General features: G+C 61.9%; 18 protein-coding genes. 14 read left to right on the forward strand and 4 right to left on the reverse strand.

Annotated elements, in window-relative coordinates; translation table 11 throughout:
* Positions 1–20 precede the first annotated feature (20 nt).
* Positions 21–476 (forward strand): recombination regulator RecX, encoded by a 456-nt coding sequence (recX, locus tag E5678_RS17975; protein WP_136179803.1) that lies wholly within the window; start codon positions 21–23, stop codon positions 474–476.
* Between the two features lie 130 nt (positions 477–606).
* Here the strand turns inward: recX and argC are convergent, their stop codons facing one another.
* Positions 607–1,530, reverse strand: coding sequence for an N-acetyl-gamma-glutamyl-phosphate reductase (gene argC, locus E5678_RS17980; RefSeq protein WP_136179804.1), 924 nt, complete (start codon positions 1,528–1,530; stop codon positions 607–609).
* Positions 1,531–1,729: 199 nt separating this feature from the next.
* Here argC and sucC point away from each other — a divergent pair, with 199 nt between their 5' ends.
* The 12 genes from sucC to E5678_RS18040 all read left to right on the forward strand — a co-directional run bounded on the left by sucC (position 1,730) and on the right by E5678_RS18040 (position 16,070).
* Positions 1,730–2,896, forward strand: coding sequence for an ADP-forming succinate--CoA ligase subunit beta (sucC, locus tag E5678_RS17985; protein ID WP_136179805.1), 1,167 nt, complete (start codon positions 1,730–1,732; stop codon positions 2,894–2,896).
* Between the two features lie 28 nt (positions 2,897–2,924).
* A complete protein-coding gene (gene sucD, locus E5678_RS17990) occupies positions 2,925–3,818 on the forward strand; it encodes a succinate--CoA ligase subunit alpha (protein WP_136179806.1) in 894 nt (297 codons plus the stop codon).
* Positions 3,819–4,080: 262 nt separating this feature from the next.
* Positions 4,081–6,735: a serine/threonine-protein kinase gene (locus E5678_RS22840; protein ID WP_136180848.1), complete on the forward strand. Its 2,655-nt coding sequence runs from the start codon at positions 4,081–4,083 to the stop codon at positions 6,733–6,735.
* A gap of 33 nt (positions 6,736–6,768) precedes the next feature.
* Positions 6,769–7,557, forward strand: coding sequence for a Stp1/IreP family PP2C-type Ser/Thr phosphatase (locus E5678_RS18000; protein WP_136179807.1), 789 nt, complete (start codon positions 6,769–6,771; stop codon positions 7,555–7,557).
* 48 nt (positions 7,558–7,605) lie between these two features.
* A complete protein-coding gene (locus tag E5678_RS18005) occupies positions 7,606–8,232 on the forward strand; it encodes an FHA domain-containing protein (protein ID WP_136179808.1) in 627 nt (208 codons plus the stop codon).
* A gap of 43 nt (positions 8,233–8,275) precedes the next feature.
* Complete coding sequence (locus tag E5678_RS18010) at positions 8,276–10,543, forward strand: adenylate/guanylate cyclase domain-containing protein (protein ID WP_247596819.1); 2,268 nt, start codon at positions 8,276–8,278, stop codon at positions 10,541–10,543.
* A 67-nt stretch (positions 10,544–10,610) separates the two neighbouring features.
* On the forward strand, positions 10,611–11,414 hold the full coding sequence (locus E5678_RS18015) for a 3',5'-cyclic-nucleotide phosphodiesterase (protein WP_136179809.1): 804 nt from the start codon (positions 10,611–10,613) through the stop codon (positions 11,412–11,414).
* A gap of 237 nt (positions 11,415–11,651) precedes the next feature.
* Positions 11,652–12,071 carry a pilin gene (locus E5678_RS18020; RefSeq protein ID WP_136179810.1) on the forward strand — a complete coding sequence of 140 codons (420 nt, stop codon included), beginning with the start codon at positions 11,652–11,654 and terminating at the stop codon, positions 12,069–12,071.
* A 615-nt stretch (positions 12,072–12,686) separates the two neighbouring features.
* Positions 12,687–13,115 (forward strand): pilin, encoded by a 429-nt coding sequence (locus E5678_RS18025; protein ID WP_281728079.1) that lies wholly within the window; start codon positions 12,687–12,689, stop codon positions 13,113–13,115.
* 615 nt (positions 13,116–13,730) lie between these two features.
* A complete protein-coding gene (locus E5678_RS18030) occupies positions 13,731–14,159 on the forward strand; it encodes a pilin (RefSeq protein ID WP_281728080.1) in 429 nt (142 codons plus the stop codon).
* A 644-nt stretch (positions 14,160–14,803) separates the two neighbouring features.
* Positions 14,804–15,232: a pilin gene (locus tag E5678_RS18035; RefSeq protein ID WP_281728081.1), complete on the forward strand. Its 429-nt coding sequence runs from the start codon at positions 14,804–14,806 to the stop codon at positions 15,230–15,232.
* Between the two features lie 334 nt (positions 15,233–15,566).
* On the forward strand, positions 15,567–16,070 hold the full coding sequence (locus E5678_RS18040; RefSeq protein WP_136179811.1) for a hypothetical protein: 504 nt from the start codon (positions 15,567–15,569) through the stop codon (positions 16,068–16,070).
* A gap of 151 nt (positions 16,071–16,221) precedes the next feature.
* Here the strand turns inward: E5678_RS18040 and moaC are convergent, their stop codons facing one another.
* Positions 16,222–16,659, reverse strand: a complete 438-nt coding sequence (moaC, locus tag E5678_RS18045) for a cyclic pyranopterin monophosphate synthase MoaC (protein WP_247597050.1) — start codon at positions 16,657–16,659, stop codon at positions 16,222–16,224.
* A 153-nt stretch (positions 16,660–16,812) separates the two neighbouring features.
* Here moaC and E5678_RS18050 point away from each other — a divergent pair, with 153 nt between their 5' ends.
* Positions 16,813–18,474 (forward strand): M48 family metalloprotease, encoded by a 1,662-nt coding sequence (locus E5678_RS18050; protein WP_247596820.1) that lies wholly within the window; start codon positions 16,813–16,815, stop codon positions 18,472–18,474.
* On the opposite strand, the gene E5678_RS18055 is transcribed toward E5678_RS18050, so the two are convergent.
* Positions 18,457–18,807, reverse strand: a complete 351-nt coding sequence (locus tag E5678_RS18055) for a phage holin family protein (protein WP_136179814.1) — start codon at positions 18,805–18,807, stop codon at positions 18,457–18,459. The two genes, E5678_RS18050 and E5678_RS18055, sit on opposite strands and share 18 nt — an antisense overlap.
* Positions 18,808–18,850: 43 nt before the next feature.
* Positions 18,851–19,573 carry a TerC family protein gene (locus tag E5678_RS18060; RefSeq protein WP_136179815.1) on the reverse strand — a complete coding sequence of 241 codons (723 nt, stop codon included), beginning with the start codon at positions 19,571–19,573 and terminating at the stop codon, positions 18,851–18,853.
* Positions 19,574–19,713: the final 140 nt, after the last annotated feature.

A 19,713-nucleotide genomic window follows, 5' to 3' on the forward strand; every position in this document is an offset into this window, starting at 1 on the left:
CCCGTGCTCGCGATACGCCCATGGCATTTGATCAACCATCCATGAAGGGCCGCGCCTTGCGTCTGCTCGGTCAGCGTGAGCACTCGCGCTTCGAGCTGGAGCGCAAGCTGCGCCAGCACGAGAATGAGCCCGGCGAGCTCGCCCGGGCGCTGGACGAGTTGCAGGCCAAGGGCTTCATCAATGAACAGCGGGTGCTGGAGTCGGTGGTGTTCCGGCGCGCACCGCGTCTGGGCGCCCAACGGGTGCGCCAAGAACTGCAGGCCAAGGGTCTGGCGCCCGAAGCCATTGCTCAAGCGGTGGCGGACCTGCAGGGCAGCGAGGTTCAGCGGGCGCACGACGTGTGGCACAAGAAATTCGGTGTACCCGCGGACGATGCCCAGGGTCGTGCCAAGCAGATGCGCTTTCTGGCGGGTCGGGGCTTTGGTGCCGAAGCGATCCGGCGCGTGGTCAAGGGCGCGTTCGACGAGTTTGATTGAAGAAGACCGCCCGTGTGCTGTTCGGGCGCAGACGGGTTTTGAGTCCGGTGTGCTTGTTTTCTAGCGCACAACGCCGCGAAACCGTCCCGGGACCGGCTCGGGGCGCGCCGCCCAGGCCGCGCGGGAGAACCTAAACCCCGAGCATCAGCTGCAGGTTTTGCACAGCCGCGCCGCTGGCGCCCTTGCCCAGGTTGTCCAGGCGGGCGATGACCACCGCGTGGCGGTGTGTTTCGTTGGCGAACACGCGAAGTTCCAGCTGGTTGGTGTCGTTCAACGCCGTGGCGCTGAGCTTGCCGTCGGCGGTCGCTGGTTCCACCCGCACGAAGCCGCCCGCTGCTGCACTCGCGGCGTAATGGGCGTGGAGGGCGTCGTGCAGATCGCTGGCCTTGGGTTGACCGGGCAGCGCATCCAGGTGCACCGGCAATTGCACCAGCATGCCTTGCTGGAAGTTGCCGACCGCTGGGATGAAGATGGGGCGGCGGGTCAGGCCGGTGTAGCGCTGGATTTCAGGGATGTGTTTGTGGGTCAGGCCCAGGGCGTAGGCCTCGTGCAGCGGCGCTTCGCCCTTTTCGTACGCTTCGATCATGGCGCGCCCGCCGCCGGAGTAACCGCTCACCGAAGGCAGCGACACGGCATAGTCAGCGGGCAACAGGCCCGCTTCGATCAGGGGACGCAGGATCGCAATCGCGCCGGTGGCATAACAACCGGGGTTGGCCACGCGGTCGGCTTGGGCCACCTTGGCGGTCTGGTCGGCGCTGAGTTCGGGAAAGCCGTAGGCCCATTGATCGTTGCAGCGGTGCGCGGTCGAGGCGTCGATGATGCGGGGCTTTTTGCCGGGCAGTGCATCGATCATGGCCACCGATTCAAGGGCCGCGTCGTCGTGCAGGCACAAGATCACCAGATCCGCCTGGGCCATGAGCTCGCGTTTGGCCTCGGGATCTTTGCGCCGCTCGGAGGCGATGCTGAGCAGCTCGAACTGGGGAAGTTTTTGCAGTCGTTCGCGAATCTGCAGGCCCGTGGTGCCGGCTTCGCCGTCGATGAAGATGAGGGCCATGGTGTGTTCCGCCTTCCTGGTTGTCAGTTGGGATTCAGTGTAGCGGCAATATAATTATGTATTACGCCTCGCGTGATGCCACTGACTGTTGGTGCAGTGCAACATGATACAGTCATAGGTTGCTGTGTCCAATGCCCCCGCGCTGGTGACCCGAACGGTTGCCAGCTGAAACAACCCTTCATTCCTGAGAGAGACCCTCATGAAGATTCACGAGTATCAAGGCAAGGAAATCTTGCGTCAGTTCGGCGTGCCCACTCCCCGTGGTATCGCTGCTTTCACTGTGCAGGAGGCCGTTGAAGCCGCACAAAAACTGGGTGGCCCCGTGTGGGTGGTGAAGGCCCAGATCCACGCCGGTGGCCGTGGCAAGGGCGGTGGCGTCAAGGTGGCGAAGTCGATTGACGACGTCAAGCGCCTGGCCGGTGAAATTCTGGGCATGCAGCTCAAGACCCACCAGACTGGCCCTGAAGGCCAGAAAGTGCGTCGCCTCTACATCGAAGACGGCGCCGACATCAAGAACGAACTGTATGTGTCGCTGGTCACAGACCGCGCCACGCAAAAGGTCGCCCTGATCGCTTCGAGCGAAGGCGGCATGGACATCGAGGAAGTGGCCCATTCCACGCCCGAGAAAATCATCACCGAGATGATCGACCCACTGGTCGGCATCACCACTGAGCAATCGAAGAAAGTCGCAGCAGCCATCGGCCTGACGGGCGCTTCTGTGGACCAGGCTGTTGACATCTTCGCCAAGATCTACAAGTGCTACATGGACACCGACGCGTCGCTGGTGGAGATCAACCCGCTGAACTGCGATTCCAAGGGCAACCTGATGGCCCTGGACGCGAAGTTCAACTTCGATCCCAACGCGCTGTTCCGTCACCCAGATATCGTTGCTTACCGCGATCTCGACGAAGAAGACGCGGCTGAAATCGAGGCCTCCAAATTCGACCTGGCTTACATCAGCCTCGACGGCAACATCGGCTGCCTGGTCAACGGCGCAGGCTTGGCCATGGCCACCATGGACACCATCAAGTTGTACGGCGCCGAGCCAGCCAACTTCCTGGACGTGGGCGGCGGTGCCACCCCCGAGAAGGTCACCGAAGCCTTCAAGATCATGCTGAAAAACGACAAGGTCAAGGCCATCATGGTCAACATCTTCGGCGGCATCATGAAGTGCGACACCATCGCCACGGGCGTGATCACGGCTTGCAAGGCCACCAACCTCAGCGTGCCACTGGTGGTGCGCATGAAGGGCACCAACGAGCAGTTGGGCAAGAAGATGCTGGCCGAGTCCGGCCTGCCCATCATCAGTGCCGACACCATGGCCGAAGCCGCTGAAAAAGCGGTCGCCGCGGTGAATGCCGCCTAAAGCAGCCTAACGCTCGAAGGAATACACCATGTCGATCTACATCAACAAAGACACCAAAGTCATCACCCAGGGCATCACCGGCAAGACCGGTCAGTTCCACACGGAAAAATGCCAGGAATACGCAAACGGCAAAGAGTGCTTTGTCGCGGGCGTGAACCCCAAGAAGGCCGGCGAGTCGATCTTCAATATCCCGATCTACGCCTCGGTCAAGGAAGCTGCTTCTGAAACCGGCGCCACCGTGTCGGTGATCTATGTGCCGCCAGCCGGTGCCGCCGCTGCGATCTGGGAGGCCGTTGAGGCCGATCTGGATATGGCGATCTGCATCACCGAAGGCATTCCGGTCAAGGACATGCTGATCTTGCGCAACCGCATGAAGGCCAAGGAAGCCGCAGGCGGCAAGAAAACCTTGCTGCTGGGCCCCAACTGCCCCGGCCTGATCACGCCCGACGAAATCAAGATCGGCATCATGCCCGGGCATATCCACAAAAAAGGCCGCATCGGTGTCGTGTCCCGTTCGGGCACGCTGACCTATGAAGCCGTGGCACAGCTGACCGAAATCGGTCTGGGCCAGTCGACCGCTGTCGGCATCGGTGGCGACCCCATCAACGGCCTGAAGCACATCGATGTGATGCGCGCTTTCAATGAAGATCCCGACACCGATGCCGTGATCATGATTGGCGAAATCGGTGGTCCGGACGAAGCCGAAGCCGCCGAATGGTGCCGTGACAACATGAAGAAGCCCATCGTCGGATTCATCGCGGGTGTCACCGCGCCTCCCGGCAAACGCATGGGCCACGCTGGTGCGCTGATCTCTGGCGGCGCCGACACAGCCGACGCCAAGCTGGCGGTCATGGAAGCCTGCGGCTTCACCGTCACGCGCAATCCGTCGGAAATGGCGAAACTGCTCAAAGCGCTGCTCTGATTTCAGGCCGCTTCTGCGAAAAAAGGCAACGCTTGCGTTGCCTTTTTTCCGTTTTAGGCCCAGTGAATTTGATTAGCCTTGTGACCCACTGCAGGCACGCCTTGTCGGGAGGCGAGATATGAAACAAAATGCTACAGACCAAGACATGTCTCGGTTCTGAAGCAGCCCGTCTTCGCCCTTCTTCTCCGTCACGCCACCACACTTTGCCGACCCTCCGTCTTACATGAGTTCGCCCGCCCCACCTGCACGCCGCCGCCGCCGGATGTCCGACGCCGTGCTGGTGATCGCCGTCATGGCACTGGTGGTCCTGGCGCAGGTGACGACGCAGCTCTTCAACGGGCTGGAACTCAAGTTGTACGACGTGGCCAGCACCCGGACCGCTCGCCAACCCAGCGACCGCATCGCCATCATCGCCATCGACGACACCAGCATTGCCAACATCGGGCGTTGGCCCTGGCCCCGCGAAGTCCATGCGCAACTGATCGATCAGCTGACGCAAGCGGGTGCCAAAACCATCGCCCACACCGCCTTTTTCTTCGAGCCACAAACCGACCGCGGGCTCAGCAGCCTGCGGGCTTTGCGGGACCAGGTGCAGGCCACACCCACCACGCCAGGGCTGGACGATCTCGGCCCTGGCGCCCGTGCGCACCTGCTGGGTTTCATCGGACAGGCCGAGCAGACGCTGGACTCGGACCGACAATTGGCGCAGAGCATTGAACGCTCCGGGCGCGTGATTCTGCCGTCGCTGTTCACTTTGGGCGAACCCCAAGGGCCGCCCGACCAACCGTTGCCCGACTTCGCCCGGCGCCAGTCTTTGCCGGACGGCGTCTCGCTGGGCCTGCCGGCCACGGCGTCCCAGCAGCCCTTGCCCGCCCTGGGCGCTGCAGCCCTTGCGGTGGCGCACCTCAACCCATCGGTGGACACCGATGGGGCCGTGCGGGACGAACCCCTGCTGGTGCGGTTCGATGGCGTTGCCGTGCCTTCGATGGCGCTGGCATTGGCCGCCCACAGCCTGAACCTGGGCCCTTCGGATCTTCAGGTGTTGCCCGGTGGGGGCGTGATGATGGGCAAGACGCGCATCGCCACCGACGAGCTCGGTCGCGTGCTGCCCCAGTTCTACCCCGAGCGGGACGGTCGCCCGCCCTTCAGCGCCGACTCGTTTTACGATGTGTTGGCCGGCAAAATCCCCGCGAGCAAGTACGCTGGCAAGCTTGTGATCATTGGCGCCACCGCCGCGGGGGTGGGCACGCTGTTCAACACACCCGTTTCGCCCACGATGTCGCCCGCGGCCATCGTCGCTCACACCACGTCGAGCATCCTGCAAAACCACTTCATAGCCCAGCCGGTCTGGGGCGGCGCCTTGGTCCTCGGCGTCATCGCGCTGATCGCGGCCTACTTGATGGCGGTATTGCCGCGCCTCTCGGCCGGTGTGGGCGCTGGCGTGTCGGCGGCTTTGCTGCTGGGTTTGCTGCTCACCGAATTCAGCCTGCTGTCTCAAGGCGCCATCTGGGTGCAGCTGGTGTTTCCCATGGCCTTGCTGCTGATCGGTCACCTCGCTCTGGTCACCCGGCGTTTTGGGGTCACCGAATCGGGCCAACGCCAGACCCAGGCCGAATCGGCTGAAACCAACCGCATGATGGGTCTGGCCCTGCAGGGCCAGGGCCAGCTCGACATGGCGTTTGACCGCCTGCGCCGCGTGCCGCACAGCGAGGCCCTGATGGACAACCTCAAGCACCTCGCACTGGACTTTGAGCGCAAGCGCCAGTTCAACAAAGCCGAAGCCGTCTACGAACACATGGCCCGGCTGGATGCAGCCGATCCGGATGTGAAAAGCCGCCTGCAGCGCGCCCGCCACCTTTCCGAGACGGTGGTGCTGGGTGCGGGCGCATCCCACCCGGGCGGGACCTTGTTGCTCAACGGCAGCGGCGTTGAGAAACCCATGCTGGGCCGCTACCAGATCGACAAAGAGCTGGGCAAAGGCGCGATGGGGGTGGTTTACCAGGGGCGCGATCCCAAGATCGGGCGTGTCGTCGCGATCAAGACGCTGGCGCTGAGTGCGGAGTTTGAGGGCGCCGAGCTGCAAGATGCCCGCGAACGGTTCTTTCGTGAGGCCGAAACCGCCGGACGCCTGCAGCACCCCCACATCGTCACCATCTACGACGCCGGCGAAGAGCACGATCTCGCCTTCATTGCCATGGAGTACTTGCGCGGACGCGATCTGGTGGAGCATGCGCGGGCGGGGCATCTGCTGCCCGTGGCCACGGTGCTGTCCATTGGCGAGCGTGTGGCCCAGGCTCTGGACTATGCCCACCGCCACCAGGTGGTGCACCGCGACATCAAGCCGGGCAACATCATGTTCGACCCGGCATCCGATACCGTGAAAGTCACGGATTTCGGCATCGCCCGCATCACCGATGCCAACCGCACCAAGACCGGCATGGTGTTTGGCACACCGAGCTTCATGTCCCCCGAGCAGCTGGCCGGGCAACGTGTGGACGGTCGGGCCGACATCTACGCTCTGGGTGTCACACTCTTTCAATTGCTGACCGGCAGCCTGCCTTTTCAGGCCGATTCGCTGGCCGCCTTGATGTACCAGATCGCCAATGAGCCAGCGCCCGATGTGCGCTCGCTGCGGCCCGATCTGCCCGCTGCGCTCACGGCGCTGCTGAGCCGTTGCCTGGCCAAATCACCTGCAGAACGCTGCGCAAATGCGGCGGAGCTGGCGAGCGACTTGCGCGCCCTCATCGTCGTTTCCGACCTTGTGTCTGACACTGTCAGCGAGTTGAACGACAATCGGGGTTCTGCAACCGTTGCTTTTGCGCGAACACAAGCTTTGTCCCCACGCTTACCTGATCCAGTCGAGATGCCCGTCAACGTTGCGCCGAGTGCGCGCGCTGCCGAGCCTCCCCCACGATGACGGGCCACCCCCTCTTGCACTTTTACCCGCATCATGATCTTTGAGTATTTCGCCCAGACAGATCCCGGCATGGTCCGGGACAACAACGAGGACTCCATCGTCGTGGACGAGGACAACCAGTTGCTGGTCCTGGCCGATGGCATGGGCGGCTACAACGCAGGCGAGGTGGCCAGCGCCATGGCCACCACCTTCATCAAGACCGAGCTGGGCCGCTGGCTGGCTGAAGGCGGGCATGAGGCTTCAGGACGAGAGCTCAAGCGCGCAATGGAAATCTGCATCGACAACGCCAACCGGTCCATCTTCAATGCGGCCAATGCCAACCCGACCTATGCGGGCATGGGCACCACCATGGTCATGGGGTTGTTCATTGGCTCAAGGGTGATGGTGGGCCATGTCGGGGATTCGCGCTGCTACCGTTTGCGGGGCGAAACGCTGCAACAGCTCACACGCGACCATTCGCTGCTACAAGAGCAGATCGATGCCGGGTTGCTCACGCCCGAGCAGGCGCAATTCGCGACGCACAAGAATTTGGTCACGCGGGCACTGGGTGTTGAAGACACAGTGTTGCTAGAAGTTAACGAATATCGCGTCGAGGACGGCGATACTTACTTATTCTGTTCGGACGGGCTCAGTGATATGGTGCCCGACGAACGTTTGGCTGCCATCCTGCAAGGTGAGGGCTCGCTGGCAGAACGCGGGAGCGCTCTCGTCGACACGGCCAACGAACAAGGCGGGCGGGACAATATTTCGGTGATACTGGCGCATACCCGTTCCAAGCCGATCCGCAGAGGCTTGTTGTCGCGTATGCTAAGGCAACCGTAGTCAAGTAGCTATTTAGAATTAGTTCATCAGGTTCCAGAGGAGTCGGCCATGCCGAAAATGATCGTTTCCATCGATGGCGTCGTCATCAAGGAAGTCCAGCTGACCAAAGACCGCACCACGCTCGGTCGGCGGCCGTACAACGACATCGTGATCGACAATTTGGCGGTCAGCGGTGAGCATGCTGTCATGCAGATGTCGGGTGCCGAGGTGTTTCTGGAAGACCTCAACAGCACCAACGGCACCTACGTCAACGGCAAAGCCATCAAGAAGCAGCTGCTGCAAAACGGCGACACGGTCGAGATCGGCAAGTACAAGATCAAGTTCGTGCACGACGGCGTGCCCGGGGGCTACGAAAAGACCACGGTGATTCACTCCGGCTCTGTGGTTGGTGAGCCCGAGGCCGCCAGTTCGGTGGGCAGCGCAGCGATCAAGGTGATGTCCGGTGCGGCCACTGGGCGTGAAGTGCCGTTGGTCAAAGTGGTCACCACCATCGGCAAACCGGGTGTGGCGGTTGCGGCCATCACCCGCCGCCCCCATGGCTATGTCGTGGCACTGGTCGAAGGCGCGGTCAAGCCCACCGTCAATGGCACACCCCTGGGCGCCGATGCCATCGGCCTCAAGCATGGCGATCTGATCGAACTCGCCGGCACCCAGATGCAGTTCATCCAGAACTGATGCGTCCAACCCGGCCGTGGCCGGGTTGAGTGCGGCACCCCCGATGTGGATGTTATCGCTGGTGCAAGCCTTGAGCCGCCACGGTGCCCGGGTGGCGGTCACGCTGCTCCCACTCGTTTTTGCGGTGTTGCACGCCGTGGGCGTGGCACCCATGGGGGTGCTGAACCGCCTGGACAACATCATCTTCGACGCGCGCCTGCGCGCCACCATGCCGGGCACGCTGGACAGCCGGGTGGTGATCGTCGACATCGACGAAAAGAGCCTGGCCGAAGTGGGTCGGTGGCCCTGGTCCCGCAACCACATGGCGCGTCTGACCGACATCCTCTTTGAGCAGCAGTCCATCGCGTTGCTGGGCTTTGACACCGTGTTCGCCGAGGCCGACACCAGCTCCGGCCTGGCGCAGTTGCAGGCGCTGGCCCGGGGGGCTTTCGCCGATCAGCCCGGTTTTGCCGAGCGCGTGCAGGCCCTGACGCCAGAGCTCGACCACGATGCCCAGCTGGCCCGGGCCATCCAGGGCAGGCCGGTGGTGTTGGGCTATTACTTCACCAGCGACCGCGATGGCCGCACCAGCGGTGTGTTGCCTGCACCGGTGATGGACAGCAGCGCTTTGGGCGGGCGCAGCGTGTTGGCCACACAATGGGACGGCTTTGGCGCCAACATCGCGCCGCTGGCCCAGGCGGCGCCACGCGCCGGGTTTTTCAACGCAATCACCGACGGCGACGGGGTGGTCCGCTCCTTGCCGCTGCTGGCCGAACACGGTGGGCGTTATTACGAGTCGCTGGGACTGGCCATGTTCCGTTTGTTGCTGGGTTCGCCCCAGGTGGCGCCCGGGTTTGCCCAAGTGGGCCTGTTGCCCCGGTCGTACCAGGCGCTGGAGAGTGTGCAGCTGGTGCGTGAGGGATCGCGGCTGGCGATTCCGGTGAACGACCGGGTTTCAACCCTGGTGCCCTTCCGGGGGCGAGGCGGCCCTCAGGGGGGCTCGTTCACCTATGTGTCGGCGGCTGACGTGCTGGCCGGTCGGCTGGCGCCGGGGCAACTGGCCAACAAAATCGTGCTGGTGGGCACCACCGCGCCCGGTTTGCTGGATTTGCGGGTGACCCCGGTGGGCGAGACCTACCCGGGCGTTGAAACCCATGCCAATTTGATCGCCGGCTTGCTCGATGGCGAACTGATCACGCAACCCGATTACGCGCTCGGCTACGAGCTGCTGGTGCTGGTGTGCGCTGGCCTGTTGCTGGCCCTGGCCTTGCCCCTGCTCAGCGCGGCCCGCGCGGTGGCCCTGAGCGTGGCCGTGGTGGCGGCCATTGTGGGCCTGAACACCTGGCTGTACCTGGGTCATGGCCTGGTCTTGCCGTTGGCCAGCACCCTCGTCATGGCCGGCCTCGCCTTTGCCCTCAACATGAGCTATGGCTATCTGGTGGAGAGCCGGTCCAAGCGGGCGCTGGCGCAGCTCTTTGGCACCTATGTGCCACCCACGCTGGTGGAAGAAATGGTCAAGGACCCGGCCAGCTACTCCATGCAGGCCCAGACCCGCGAGCTCACCGTGATGTTTTGCGACATGCGGGGCTTCACCCAGATCGCGGAAACCATGTCGCCCACGGCGCTGCAGGCCCTGCTCAACCAGGTCTTCAGTCGCCTCACACACATCATCCGAAACCACCTCGGCACCATCGACAAATACATGGGCGATTGTGTGATGGCGTTCTGGGGTGCGCCGGTTGACCTGCCCGACCATGCCCACAAGGCGGTGCAAACAGCGCTCGCCATGGCCGAAGCCATTCATGTCATCAACCGCGAGCGAGCCGCCGTCGGCCTGAGTGCCATTGGGGTGGGCCTGGGGATCAACACCGGCGACATGTGTGTGGGCGACATGGGCTCAGACGTGCGCCGCAGCTACACCGTGATCGGCGATGCGGTGAACCTGGGCGCGCGGCTGGAGGCGTTGTCTCGCCTGTACGGCGTGGATATCGTGGTGAGTGAGGCCACCCGTGCGCAAGCGCCTGCCTATGCCTGGCAGCAGCTGGACCGGGTCCGCGTCAAAGGCAAAGCCCAGGCCGTTGACATCTACACCCCGCTGGGCCTGCGTGAACAGCTGTCGCCGGCGCAGACCGATGAGTTGCGTGAATGGAAGCGGGCCTGGGCCGCGTGGCAAGCGCGCGACTGGGACGCCTGCGAGGTGCATTTGCTCAATCTCCGGCGTCAGAACGAGGAAAAAGTCCTTTACCGGCTTTACGCAGAGCGGGTAGTCTCCTTGAAGCGGTCGCCGCCCAGTCCCGATTGGGACGGCACGACCCAACTGAACACCAAATAACCCCCGCCGGACAGGTTGGCTTGCTTGCCGCTTGTCCGGGCTGAACCAACACCAACGCACACCACCAATGAGGGTCAAAGTCCTGGGCTGCTCCGGCGCGATCGCGCAAGGCTGCCGCACCACCTCTTTTTTGCTGGACGACGATGTTTTGATCGACGCCGGCACCGGCGTGGGCGATCTGAGCCTGGCGGAAATGGCGCGCATCAACCATGTGCTGCTCACCCATTCCCACCTGGACCATGTCGCCAGCCTCCCGCTCATGCTCGATGCCGTGGCCGCCTTGCGCCTGGCCGCGAAAGCACCGCCCCTGCAGGTCCATGCCCTGCCCGGCACCATAGCGGCCTTGCGGGTACACATCTTCAACAACCTGATCTGGCCCGACTTCGCCGCCATCCCCAGCGCCGAAGCGCCCTTGATGCGCTTTGTGCCCCTTGCTGAAGGCGAAGTGCTGGACGTGGGCGGTAAATCCATTGAAGTCTTGCCCGCCGTGCACACCGTGCCAGCCGTGGGTTACGCCGCTGCGTCCCCTACAGGCTACTGGGTCTTCAGCGGCGACACCGAGCGCAACCCGGCCTTCTGGCGCCGGGTCAACCAGCTGCAAGTGGCCATGCTCATCATCGAGACCGCCTTCAGCGACCGTGAGAAAGACCTGGCCCACCGCAGCCTGCACCTGGCCCCCAGTGTGCTGGCCTCAGAGCTCGACCAGATCCGCAGCGATCAGCGCTACCCCATCTACATCACCCACACCAAGCCGGCTGAGACTGGACTGATCATGGAAGAGATTCAGCGCTTCGACGAGCTGCCCAGCCGGGATGGTGGTGTGCGCCACGATATCCGTTGGCTGAGCGCGGGGCAGACGTTTGATCTGTGATGGAAGGGCAGGTGAGGGGGTGGTGGTGCGACAGGGCTGGTTCACCGCTTGAAACACGGTGACAAAAAACGTCACCGCCTATGGAGCCCAGGCCGCACAAATTGTCACCTGGTGGGCCCCAACCGTGAAATAGCGCAAGAAAACCCCGTCATTTCTAGTTGGCACGGTCCCTGCTAAATGCGATCCGTCTTTTAACCATCGTGGTTTTTGTTCCACCCTCAGTCAAGGAGTTTTCTCATGAAGCGCAAATTGCAACAAGGTTTCACCCTCATCGAATTGATGATCGTGGTGGCCATCATCGGTATTCTGGCTGCTGTGGCTCTGCCCGCTTACCAGGACTACACCGTGCGTGCTCGCGTGTCTGAATCGTTGGTTGCCGCTTCCGCTGCCAAAATTGCTGTAGCTGAAAATGCCGCCAACGGGCAAGCCCTTGCATCGGGCTGGATCGCTCCTGCAGCGACGCCCAACCTGGCCAGCGCTGCGATTGCCGCTGATGGTGTGATCACCGTGACGACCACGGCTCGCGCAGGTGGTGGAACGGTTACCTTTGTACCAGATCCAGTGCTGGTTGCTGGCACCATCCCAACCGATCGCATCGGTTGGACCTGTACCGGTGGCACATTGGTCGCGAAGTACCGCCCTGCTGCGTGCCGTTAATACGCTTCCGAAATCCCACGGGGTGCAACGCACCTTAGGGACTAGCCGAAAAGCCAACCACTTGTGAAAGCGGTTGGCTTTTGTTTCTTCGTATTCTGAAAAGTTGGCAAACTTGTTGGTTTGAGGAATGCAAAAATCGAGGTCTTCGCCTGAATCTCGAAGGGAATCTATGCCCCGGCCTCTTGCACTGTGCTGTCCTGATTTCAAGTCTGCACCCTCTCGCGCTCGTTTTGCAGGGCGTTGGGCCTTGGCCCATCTGGGCGTCAGCCAGAGCCCGGGCTGATCATGGAGGAGACCCAGCGCTTTGACGAGCTGCCCAGCCGGGGCGGTGGTGCGCGCCACGATGTCCGTTGGCTGAGCGCGGGGCAGACGTTTGATCTGTGAAGGGTGTGCCGGTTTAGGGGTGGTGCGACGGGGCTGGTTCACCGCTTGAAACACGGTGACAAAAAACGTCACCGCTTACCGCATCAGACTGCACAAAATGTCACCTGATGGGCCCCAACCGTGAAATAGCGCAAGAAAAACCGCCTATTTCACGCTGGCACGGTCCCTGCTGAGTAAACCCCGTCGTCCACCTATCGTGGTTTTTGTTCCCCCCATTCAAGGAGTTTTCTCATGAATCGTTCTATGCAAAAAATGCAAAAAGGTTTTACCCTCATCGAATTGATGATTGTGGTGGCCATCATCGGTATTCTGGCTGCTGTGGCACTGCCCGCTTACCAGGACTACACCGTGCGTGCTCGCGTGTCTGAATCGTTGGTTGCCGCTTCCGCTGCCAAAATTGCAGTAGCTGAAAACGCCGCCAACGGGCAAGCCCTTGCATCGGGTTGGGTTGCACCTTCAGCCACTCCTAATATGACATCTGCGGCGATTGCCGCTGATGGTGTGATCACCGTGACAACCACGGCTCGCGCAGGTGGTGGAACGGTTACCTTTGTACCAAATCCAGTGCTGGTTGCTGGCACCATCCCAACCGATCGCATCGGTTGGACCTGTACCGGTGGCACATTGGTCGCGAAGTACCGCCCTGCTGCGTGCCGTTAATACGTTTCCGAAATCCCACGGGGTGCAACGCACCTTAGGGACTAGCTGAAAAGCCAACCACTTGTGAAAGCGGTTGGCTTTTGTTTTTTCGTATTCTGAAAAGTTGGCAAACTTGTTGGTTTGAGGAATGCAAAAATCGAGGTCTTCGCCTGAATCTCGAAGGGAATCTATGCCCCGGCCTCCTGCACTGTGCTGTCCTGATTTCAAGTCTGCACCCTCTCGCGCTCGTTTTGCAGGGCGTTGGGCCTTGGCCCATCTGGGCGTCAGCCAGAGCCCGGGCTGATCATGGAGGAGACCCAGCGCTTTGACGAGCTGCCCAGCCGGGGCGGTGGTGCGCGCCACGATGTCCGTTGGCTGAGCGCGGGGCAGACGTTTGATCTGTGAAGGGTGTGCCGGTTTAGGGGTGGTGCGACGGGGCTGGTTCACCGCTTGAAACACGGTGACAAAAAACGTCACCGCTTACCGCATCAGACTGCACAAAATGTCACCTGATGGGCCCCAGCCGTGAAATAGCGCAAGAAAAACCGCCTATCTCAAGTTGGCACGGTCCCTGCTCCATAAAACATGTCTTCTTCCCATCGTGGTTTTTGTTCCCCCCATTCAAGGAGTTTTCTCATGAATCGTTCTATGCAAAAAATGCAAAAAGGTTTTACCCTCATCGAATTGATGATCGTGGTGGCCATCATCGGTATTCTGGCTGCTGTGGCTCTGCCCGCTTACCAGGACTACACCGTGCGTGCTCGCGTGTCTGAATCGTTGGTTGCCGCTTCCGCTGCCAAAATTGCCGTGGCTGAAAATGCCGCCAACGGGCAAGCCTTGGCGTCGGGTTGGGTTGCACCTTCAGCCACTCCTAATATGACATCTGCTGCGATTGCCGCTGATGGTGTGATCACCGTGACGACCACGGCTCGCGCAGGTGGTGGAACGGTTACCTTTGTACCAGATCCAGTGCTGGTTGCTGGCACCATCCCAACCGATCGCATCGGTTGGACCTGTACCGGTGGCACATTGGTCGCGAAGTACCGCCCTGCTGCGTGCCGTTAATACGCTTCCGAAATCCCACGGGGTGCAACGCACCTTAGGGACTAGCCGAAAAGCCAACCACTTGTGAAAGCGGTTGGCTTTTGTTTCTTCGTATTCTGAAAAGTTGGCAAACTTGTTGGTTTGAGGAATGCAAAAATCGAGGTCTTCGCCTGAATCTCGAAGGGAATCTATGCCCCGGCCTCCTGCACTGCGCTGTCCTGATTTCAAGTCTGCACTCTCACGCGCTCGTTTTGCCGCACGTTGGGCATTGGCCCATCTGGGCGTCAGCCAGAGCCCGGGCCGATCATGGAGGAGACCCAGCGCTTTGACGAGCTGCCCAGCCGGGACGGTGGTGTGCGCCACGATATCCGTTGGCTGAGCGCGGGGCAGACGTTTGATCTGTGATGGGTGTGCCGGTTTAGGGGTGGTGCGACGGGGCTGGTTCACCGATTGAAACACGGTGACAATTATTGTCACAAAGCCCTAAGGTGACGAAAAACGTCACCGCTTACCGCCATCAGACTGCACAAAATGTCACCTGATGGGCCCCAACCGTGAAATAGCGCAAGAAAAACCGCCTATTTCACGCTGGCACGGTCCCTGCTGAGTAAACCCCGTCTTCCACTCATCGTGGTTTTTGTTCCCCCCATTCAAGGAGTTTTCTCATGAATCGTTCTATGCAAAAAATGCAAAAGGGTTTTACCCTCATCGAATTGATGATCGTGGTGGCCATCATCGGTATTCTGGCTGCTGTGGCTCTGCCCGCTTACCAGGACTACACCGTGCGTGCTCGCGTGTCTGAATCGTTGGTTGCCGCTTCCGCTGCCAAAATTGCTGTAGCTGAAAACGCCGCCAACGGGCAAACCCTTGCGTCGGGTTGGGTTGCACCTTCAGCCACTCCTAATATGACATCTGCTGCGATTGCCGCTGATGGTGTGATCACCGTGACGACCACGGCTCGCGCAGGTGGTGGAACGGTTACCTTTGTACCAGATCCAGTGCTGGTTGCTGGCACCATCCCAACCGATCGCATCGGTTGGACCTGTACCGGTGGCACATTGGTCGCGAAGTACCGCCCTGCTGCGTGCCGTTAATACGCTTCCGAAATCCCACGGGGTGCAACGCACCTTAGGGACTAGCCGAAAAGCCAACCACTTGTGAAAGCGGTTGGCTTTTGTTTCTTCGTATTCTGAAAAGTTGGCAAACTTGTTGGTTTGAGGAATGCAAAAATCGAGGTCTTCGCCTGAATCTCGAAGGGAATCTATGCCCCGGCCTCCTGCACTGTGCTGTCCTGATTTCAAGTCTGCACCCTCTCGCGCTCGTTTTGCAGGGCGTTGGGCCTTGGCCCATCTGGGTGTCAGCCTTGTGGTGGTTTCGCTGGCTGTTTGGTGTGTACTCACGTTATGGTATCCCCGCCCTTGGCGAACCATGCTGGGGATTGCCGGCATTCTGTTGATTCTTCTAGTAGTGGACGTGGTTTGTGGACCTTTGTTGACCTTGGTGCTGGCCAGCCCAAAAAAATCCAGACGAGAGCGCTGGGTTGACCTTTCGGTGGTCGCGATGGTGCAAGTGATAGCGCTGGCATACGGACTGACTTCGGTGTTTGATGCGCGTCCTGTGGTGCTGGCATTTGAGACGGATCGGTTGCTCATAGTGACCGCCAATGAGGTTCAGCTTGAGCGGCTGACTGCTGCGCCAGAAGGCTACCGCTCATTGCCCTTTGTAGGCCTGAATATGGTGGGCGTAAGACAAGCCCGTTCGACTGAGGAAGCGATGCAGAGTGCTGAGAGTTCGCTGCAAGGCGTATCGCCGGGAATGCGGCCGGACTGGTGGCTCCCTGTTGATGCGGTTGTTCCTGCGTTGCTGCTCAAAGTACGCCCGATTGATGATTTGATCGCCGCGCGGCCCACTGACCGCAAAATTCTGGAATAGGCGGTGCAGGCGACCGGACAATCCAGCAAAAGCTTGCGATTTTTACCTTTGACGTCGAGCAAACAACTGGACTGGGTCGCGCTTGTGAACGCCCGGGGTGAAATGGTCGGCTACGCGCCGGTGGACGGCTTCTTTTGAAGGCGCTCCCCTTTTAGCTCGGCGCCACAAAATGCCCGCTTTTCCCACCCATCTTCTCCACCAGCTTCACCCCACCGATCGTCATGCCCCGGTCCACGGCCTTGCACATGTCGTAAATGGTGAGCAGGGCCACGCTCACGGCTGAGAGGGCTTCCATTTCCACGCCGGTCTGGCCGGTGCATTCGGCGGTGGTGCGGCAGCGCACGCTGTTGGAGGCTGTTTCGACCTCGAACTCCACGGCCACGCGGGTGAGGGCGATGGGGTGGCACAGGGGAATCAGGTCGCTGGTGCGCTTGGCGCCCTGGATGCCGGCGATGCGGGCAATGCCGAGCACATCGCCTTTTTTGGCGGTACCGCTCTGGATCAGCGCCAGGGTGGAGGGCTCCATGGTGATGCGGCCTTCGGCCACTGCGGTTCGCTTGGTGCTGGCTTTGTCGCCCACATCCACCATATGGGCCTGGCCTTGCGCGTCAAAGTGCGTCAAAGGGCTGGTGGTGTCGGCAGGGGCAGAGACCAGGGGGGCGATGGGGTGGTTGGGGTCAGTCATGGCGAGATTTGCTTGCGCTTTACGGAAACCTTGCGGCGTTGGCGGCATCATACGGGGATGCACGCACTTGCCACCATGCCCATGCCCACCCCAAAACCCGCCCGCCCGCTGTGGCAACGCCTGACGGCGACCGCACTCGCGGCCATGCTGGTTGCCCAACCTTGGGCGCTGGCTCAGGCGCAAACCACGGGATCGGCGCCGGCGGCGTCATCTGCGTCAGCCTCTGGGAACACGGCTTCACCGCCGCTCGCCTCTGGCGGTTTGCCCGGACTGGGCGACGGCTCCGACATGTCGATCGCCGACGAGCGCCGGCTGGGCGACAGCATTGCCCGCCAGATCTACCAGGACCCGGACTACCTGGACGACCCGGTGCTGGTGGACTACCTGCAGGCGATCTGGCAGCCGCTGCTGGCGGCGGGCCGTGCGCGCGGCGATGTGCCGCCGGAGCTTTCGGAGCGCCTGGCCTGGGAGCTGATGATCAACCGTGTCAAGGAGGTGAACGCGTTTGCCTTGCCGGGGGGCTACATGGGGGTCAACCTGGGCTTGATTGCGGTGACAGATTCGCCTGAAGAGGTGGCCAGTGTGCTGGCACACGAAATGAGCCATGTGTCTCAGCGCCACATCTCCCGCATGATCACCCGCCAGGCGCGTGACGCGCCCTTGTTGATGGGCGCCATGATCCTGGGCGCGCTGGCCGCACGCAACAGCGTGGACGTGGCGAACGCGGCCATCGCGGGCAGCCAGGCACTGGCGGTGCAAAACCAGCTGAACTTTTCGCGGGACATGGAGCGTGAGGCCGACCGGGTGGGCTTTGGGGTGATGACCGCTGCGGGGTTTGAGGGGCGCGGATTTGTCAGCATGTTTGACAAGCTGCAGCAGGCTTCCCGCCTGAACGACGACGGCGCTTTCCCCTATTTGCGCAGCCACCCGCTGACCACCGAGCGCATCGCCGACATGCACGCCCGTTTGCCGCTGGCCGCGGCGGCCACGGCCAATGGACCCGTGGGGCCGCTGCGCACGGCGCCGGTGACGCCGCGCATGGACACGGGCTTGTCAAAGACCTTGCACAGCTTGATGGCGGCGCGCGCGCGGGTGCTCGCCGACAGCGCGCCGGATCGCTGGAGCGCCTGGTTGCAGGCGGGCCAGTTGGCGTCGGCTTCGCTGGGTGATCGGTACGCGGCAGCTTTGTCGGCCTTGCGGCTGAACCAATATGCGCTGGCGCAGAAGCTGGCGCAGTCGTTGCGCGAGGCCGTGCCCGCCGAAGAGGCGCAGACGGTGGATGCCTTGCTGATCGAGATCCTGGTCGCTGCGCCCAATGGCGGCCAAGCCCCCCGCCTGGCGGCGCTGCGCGACAAGGCGCTGGCGGGCGACAGCCGGGCCCAGCTCCTGATGGGTGCGCAGGCCGCTTTGGCCACGCAGGCACCGCAGCTTGCCGCCGGGCGTTTGCAGAGCTGGGTGGTGGGCCACCCGCGCGATGCGCTGGCCTGGCAGACCTTGTCGCGTGTGCAGGCGGCCACCGGCCAGCGCTTGCGCTCGGTGCGATCCGAGGCCGAGGCGCGGGCGGCCGTCATGGATTACGAAGGGGCGGCGGAGCGCTTCAAGGCGGCGCAGGCCTTGCCGGCGGCCGATCGCCAGGCCGACGCCATGGAACTGGCGATCGTGGATGTGCGCCGGCGCGAGGTCGAGGCGCAGCTGAAAGCGTTAGCGCGAGAGAAGTGAGCTCACGGCGGTGTTGACCGCCAGCATCAACACCGAATAAATCACCGAGCCGAGCAAGGCGGCCCAGAAGCCGGCGACGTAGAAGCCGTCGAGCACGCTGGCCGCTGCCCAGAACAGCAGGGCATTGATCACAAACAGGAACAGGCCCAGCGTGACCACTGTGACCGGCAACGTGAGCACCACCAGCACCGGCCGCAGCAGCATGTTGAACAGGCCAATGACGGCTGCCGCGATCAGCGCTGAGGGGAAGCTGCGCACTTCAACGCCGGGGTACATGTAGGCCACCAACAGCAGGGCACAGGCGGCGAGCAGCCAGGTCAGGATAAGTTTCATGGGCGCAGCATAGCACCGGGCGCCGCCGGAGCAAAAAGGGGCTTCATACGGCTTCGGCGGGGGGCTGTTTGCTGGCCAGGGCCTTGCCAATCACCAGCACCAGCAACGCACCTGCCACGGCCGCGCCGTACTTCACGATGGACGATTGAGGGATCTTGGCCATCCACTGCCATTGCTCGGGGTTGGCAAAAACCGGGTCGGTGACCAGCATGCCGCCGGCGATCCAGCCCAGCAACATGCCGCCGGCCACGATGATGAAGGGGAAGCGCGCCATGAGCTTGATCACCAGCTGGCTGCCGGCCACGATGATCGGGATGGAGATCAGCAGGCCCAGCACCACCAGCAGTGTGGAGTGTTCGCCCGAGTTTTGCGCCGCGCCGGCGATGGCGATGACGTTGTCCACGCTCATCACCAGGTCGGCCACGATGATGGTTTTGATGGCGGCAAAAAGCTTGTCGCTGCCCTGAACGTTGCTGTGGTCGTCTTCGTCGGGCGCGATGAGCTTCACACCAATCCACACGAGCAGCAGGGCCCCCACAAACTTGAGGAAGGGCAGGTTGAGCAAGGTCATCGCAAACAGGATGAGCACCACCCGCAAGACGATGGCCCCTGCCGTGCCCCACATGATGCCTTTGGCGCGCTGTGCGGGGGGCAATTTGCGGCAGGCCAGCGCGATCACCACGGCGTTGTCGCCGCCGAGCAGGATGTCGATGATGATGATCTGGCCCAGGGCCACCCAAAACGGGGCGGATGTCAGGAATTCCATATATTGCGCCGAGTAGAGTAAGGAGGGAGAAGCGCGTCCAACGGCTTCATCAAAGCAAAGAAGGGGCTAGTGCAACCCGGTGCAACGAAGGCAAACCCATGACCAAGCATTGCCGAGTCATCTACCTTCTAGAGGAGCAT

The sequence above is a fragment of the Hydrogenophaga sp. PAMC20947 genome (genome assembly GCF_004795855.1).
Taxonomy (GTDB): Bacteria; Pseudomonadota; Gammaproteobacteria; order Burkholderiales; family Burkholderiaceae_C; genus Hydrogenophaga.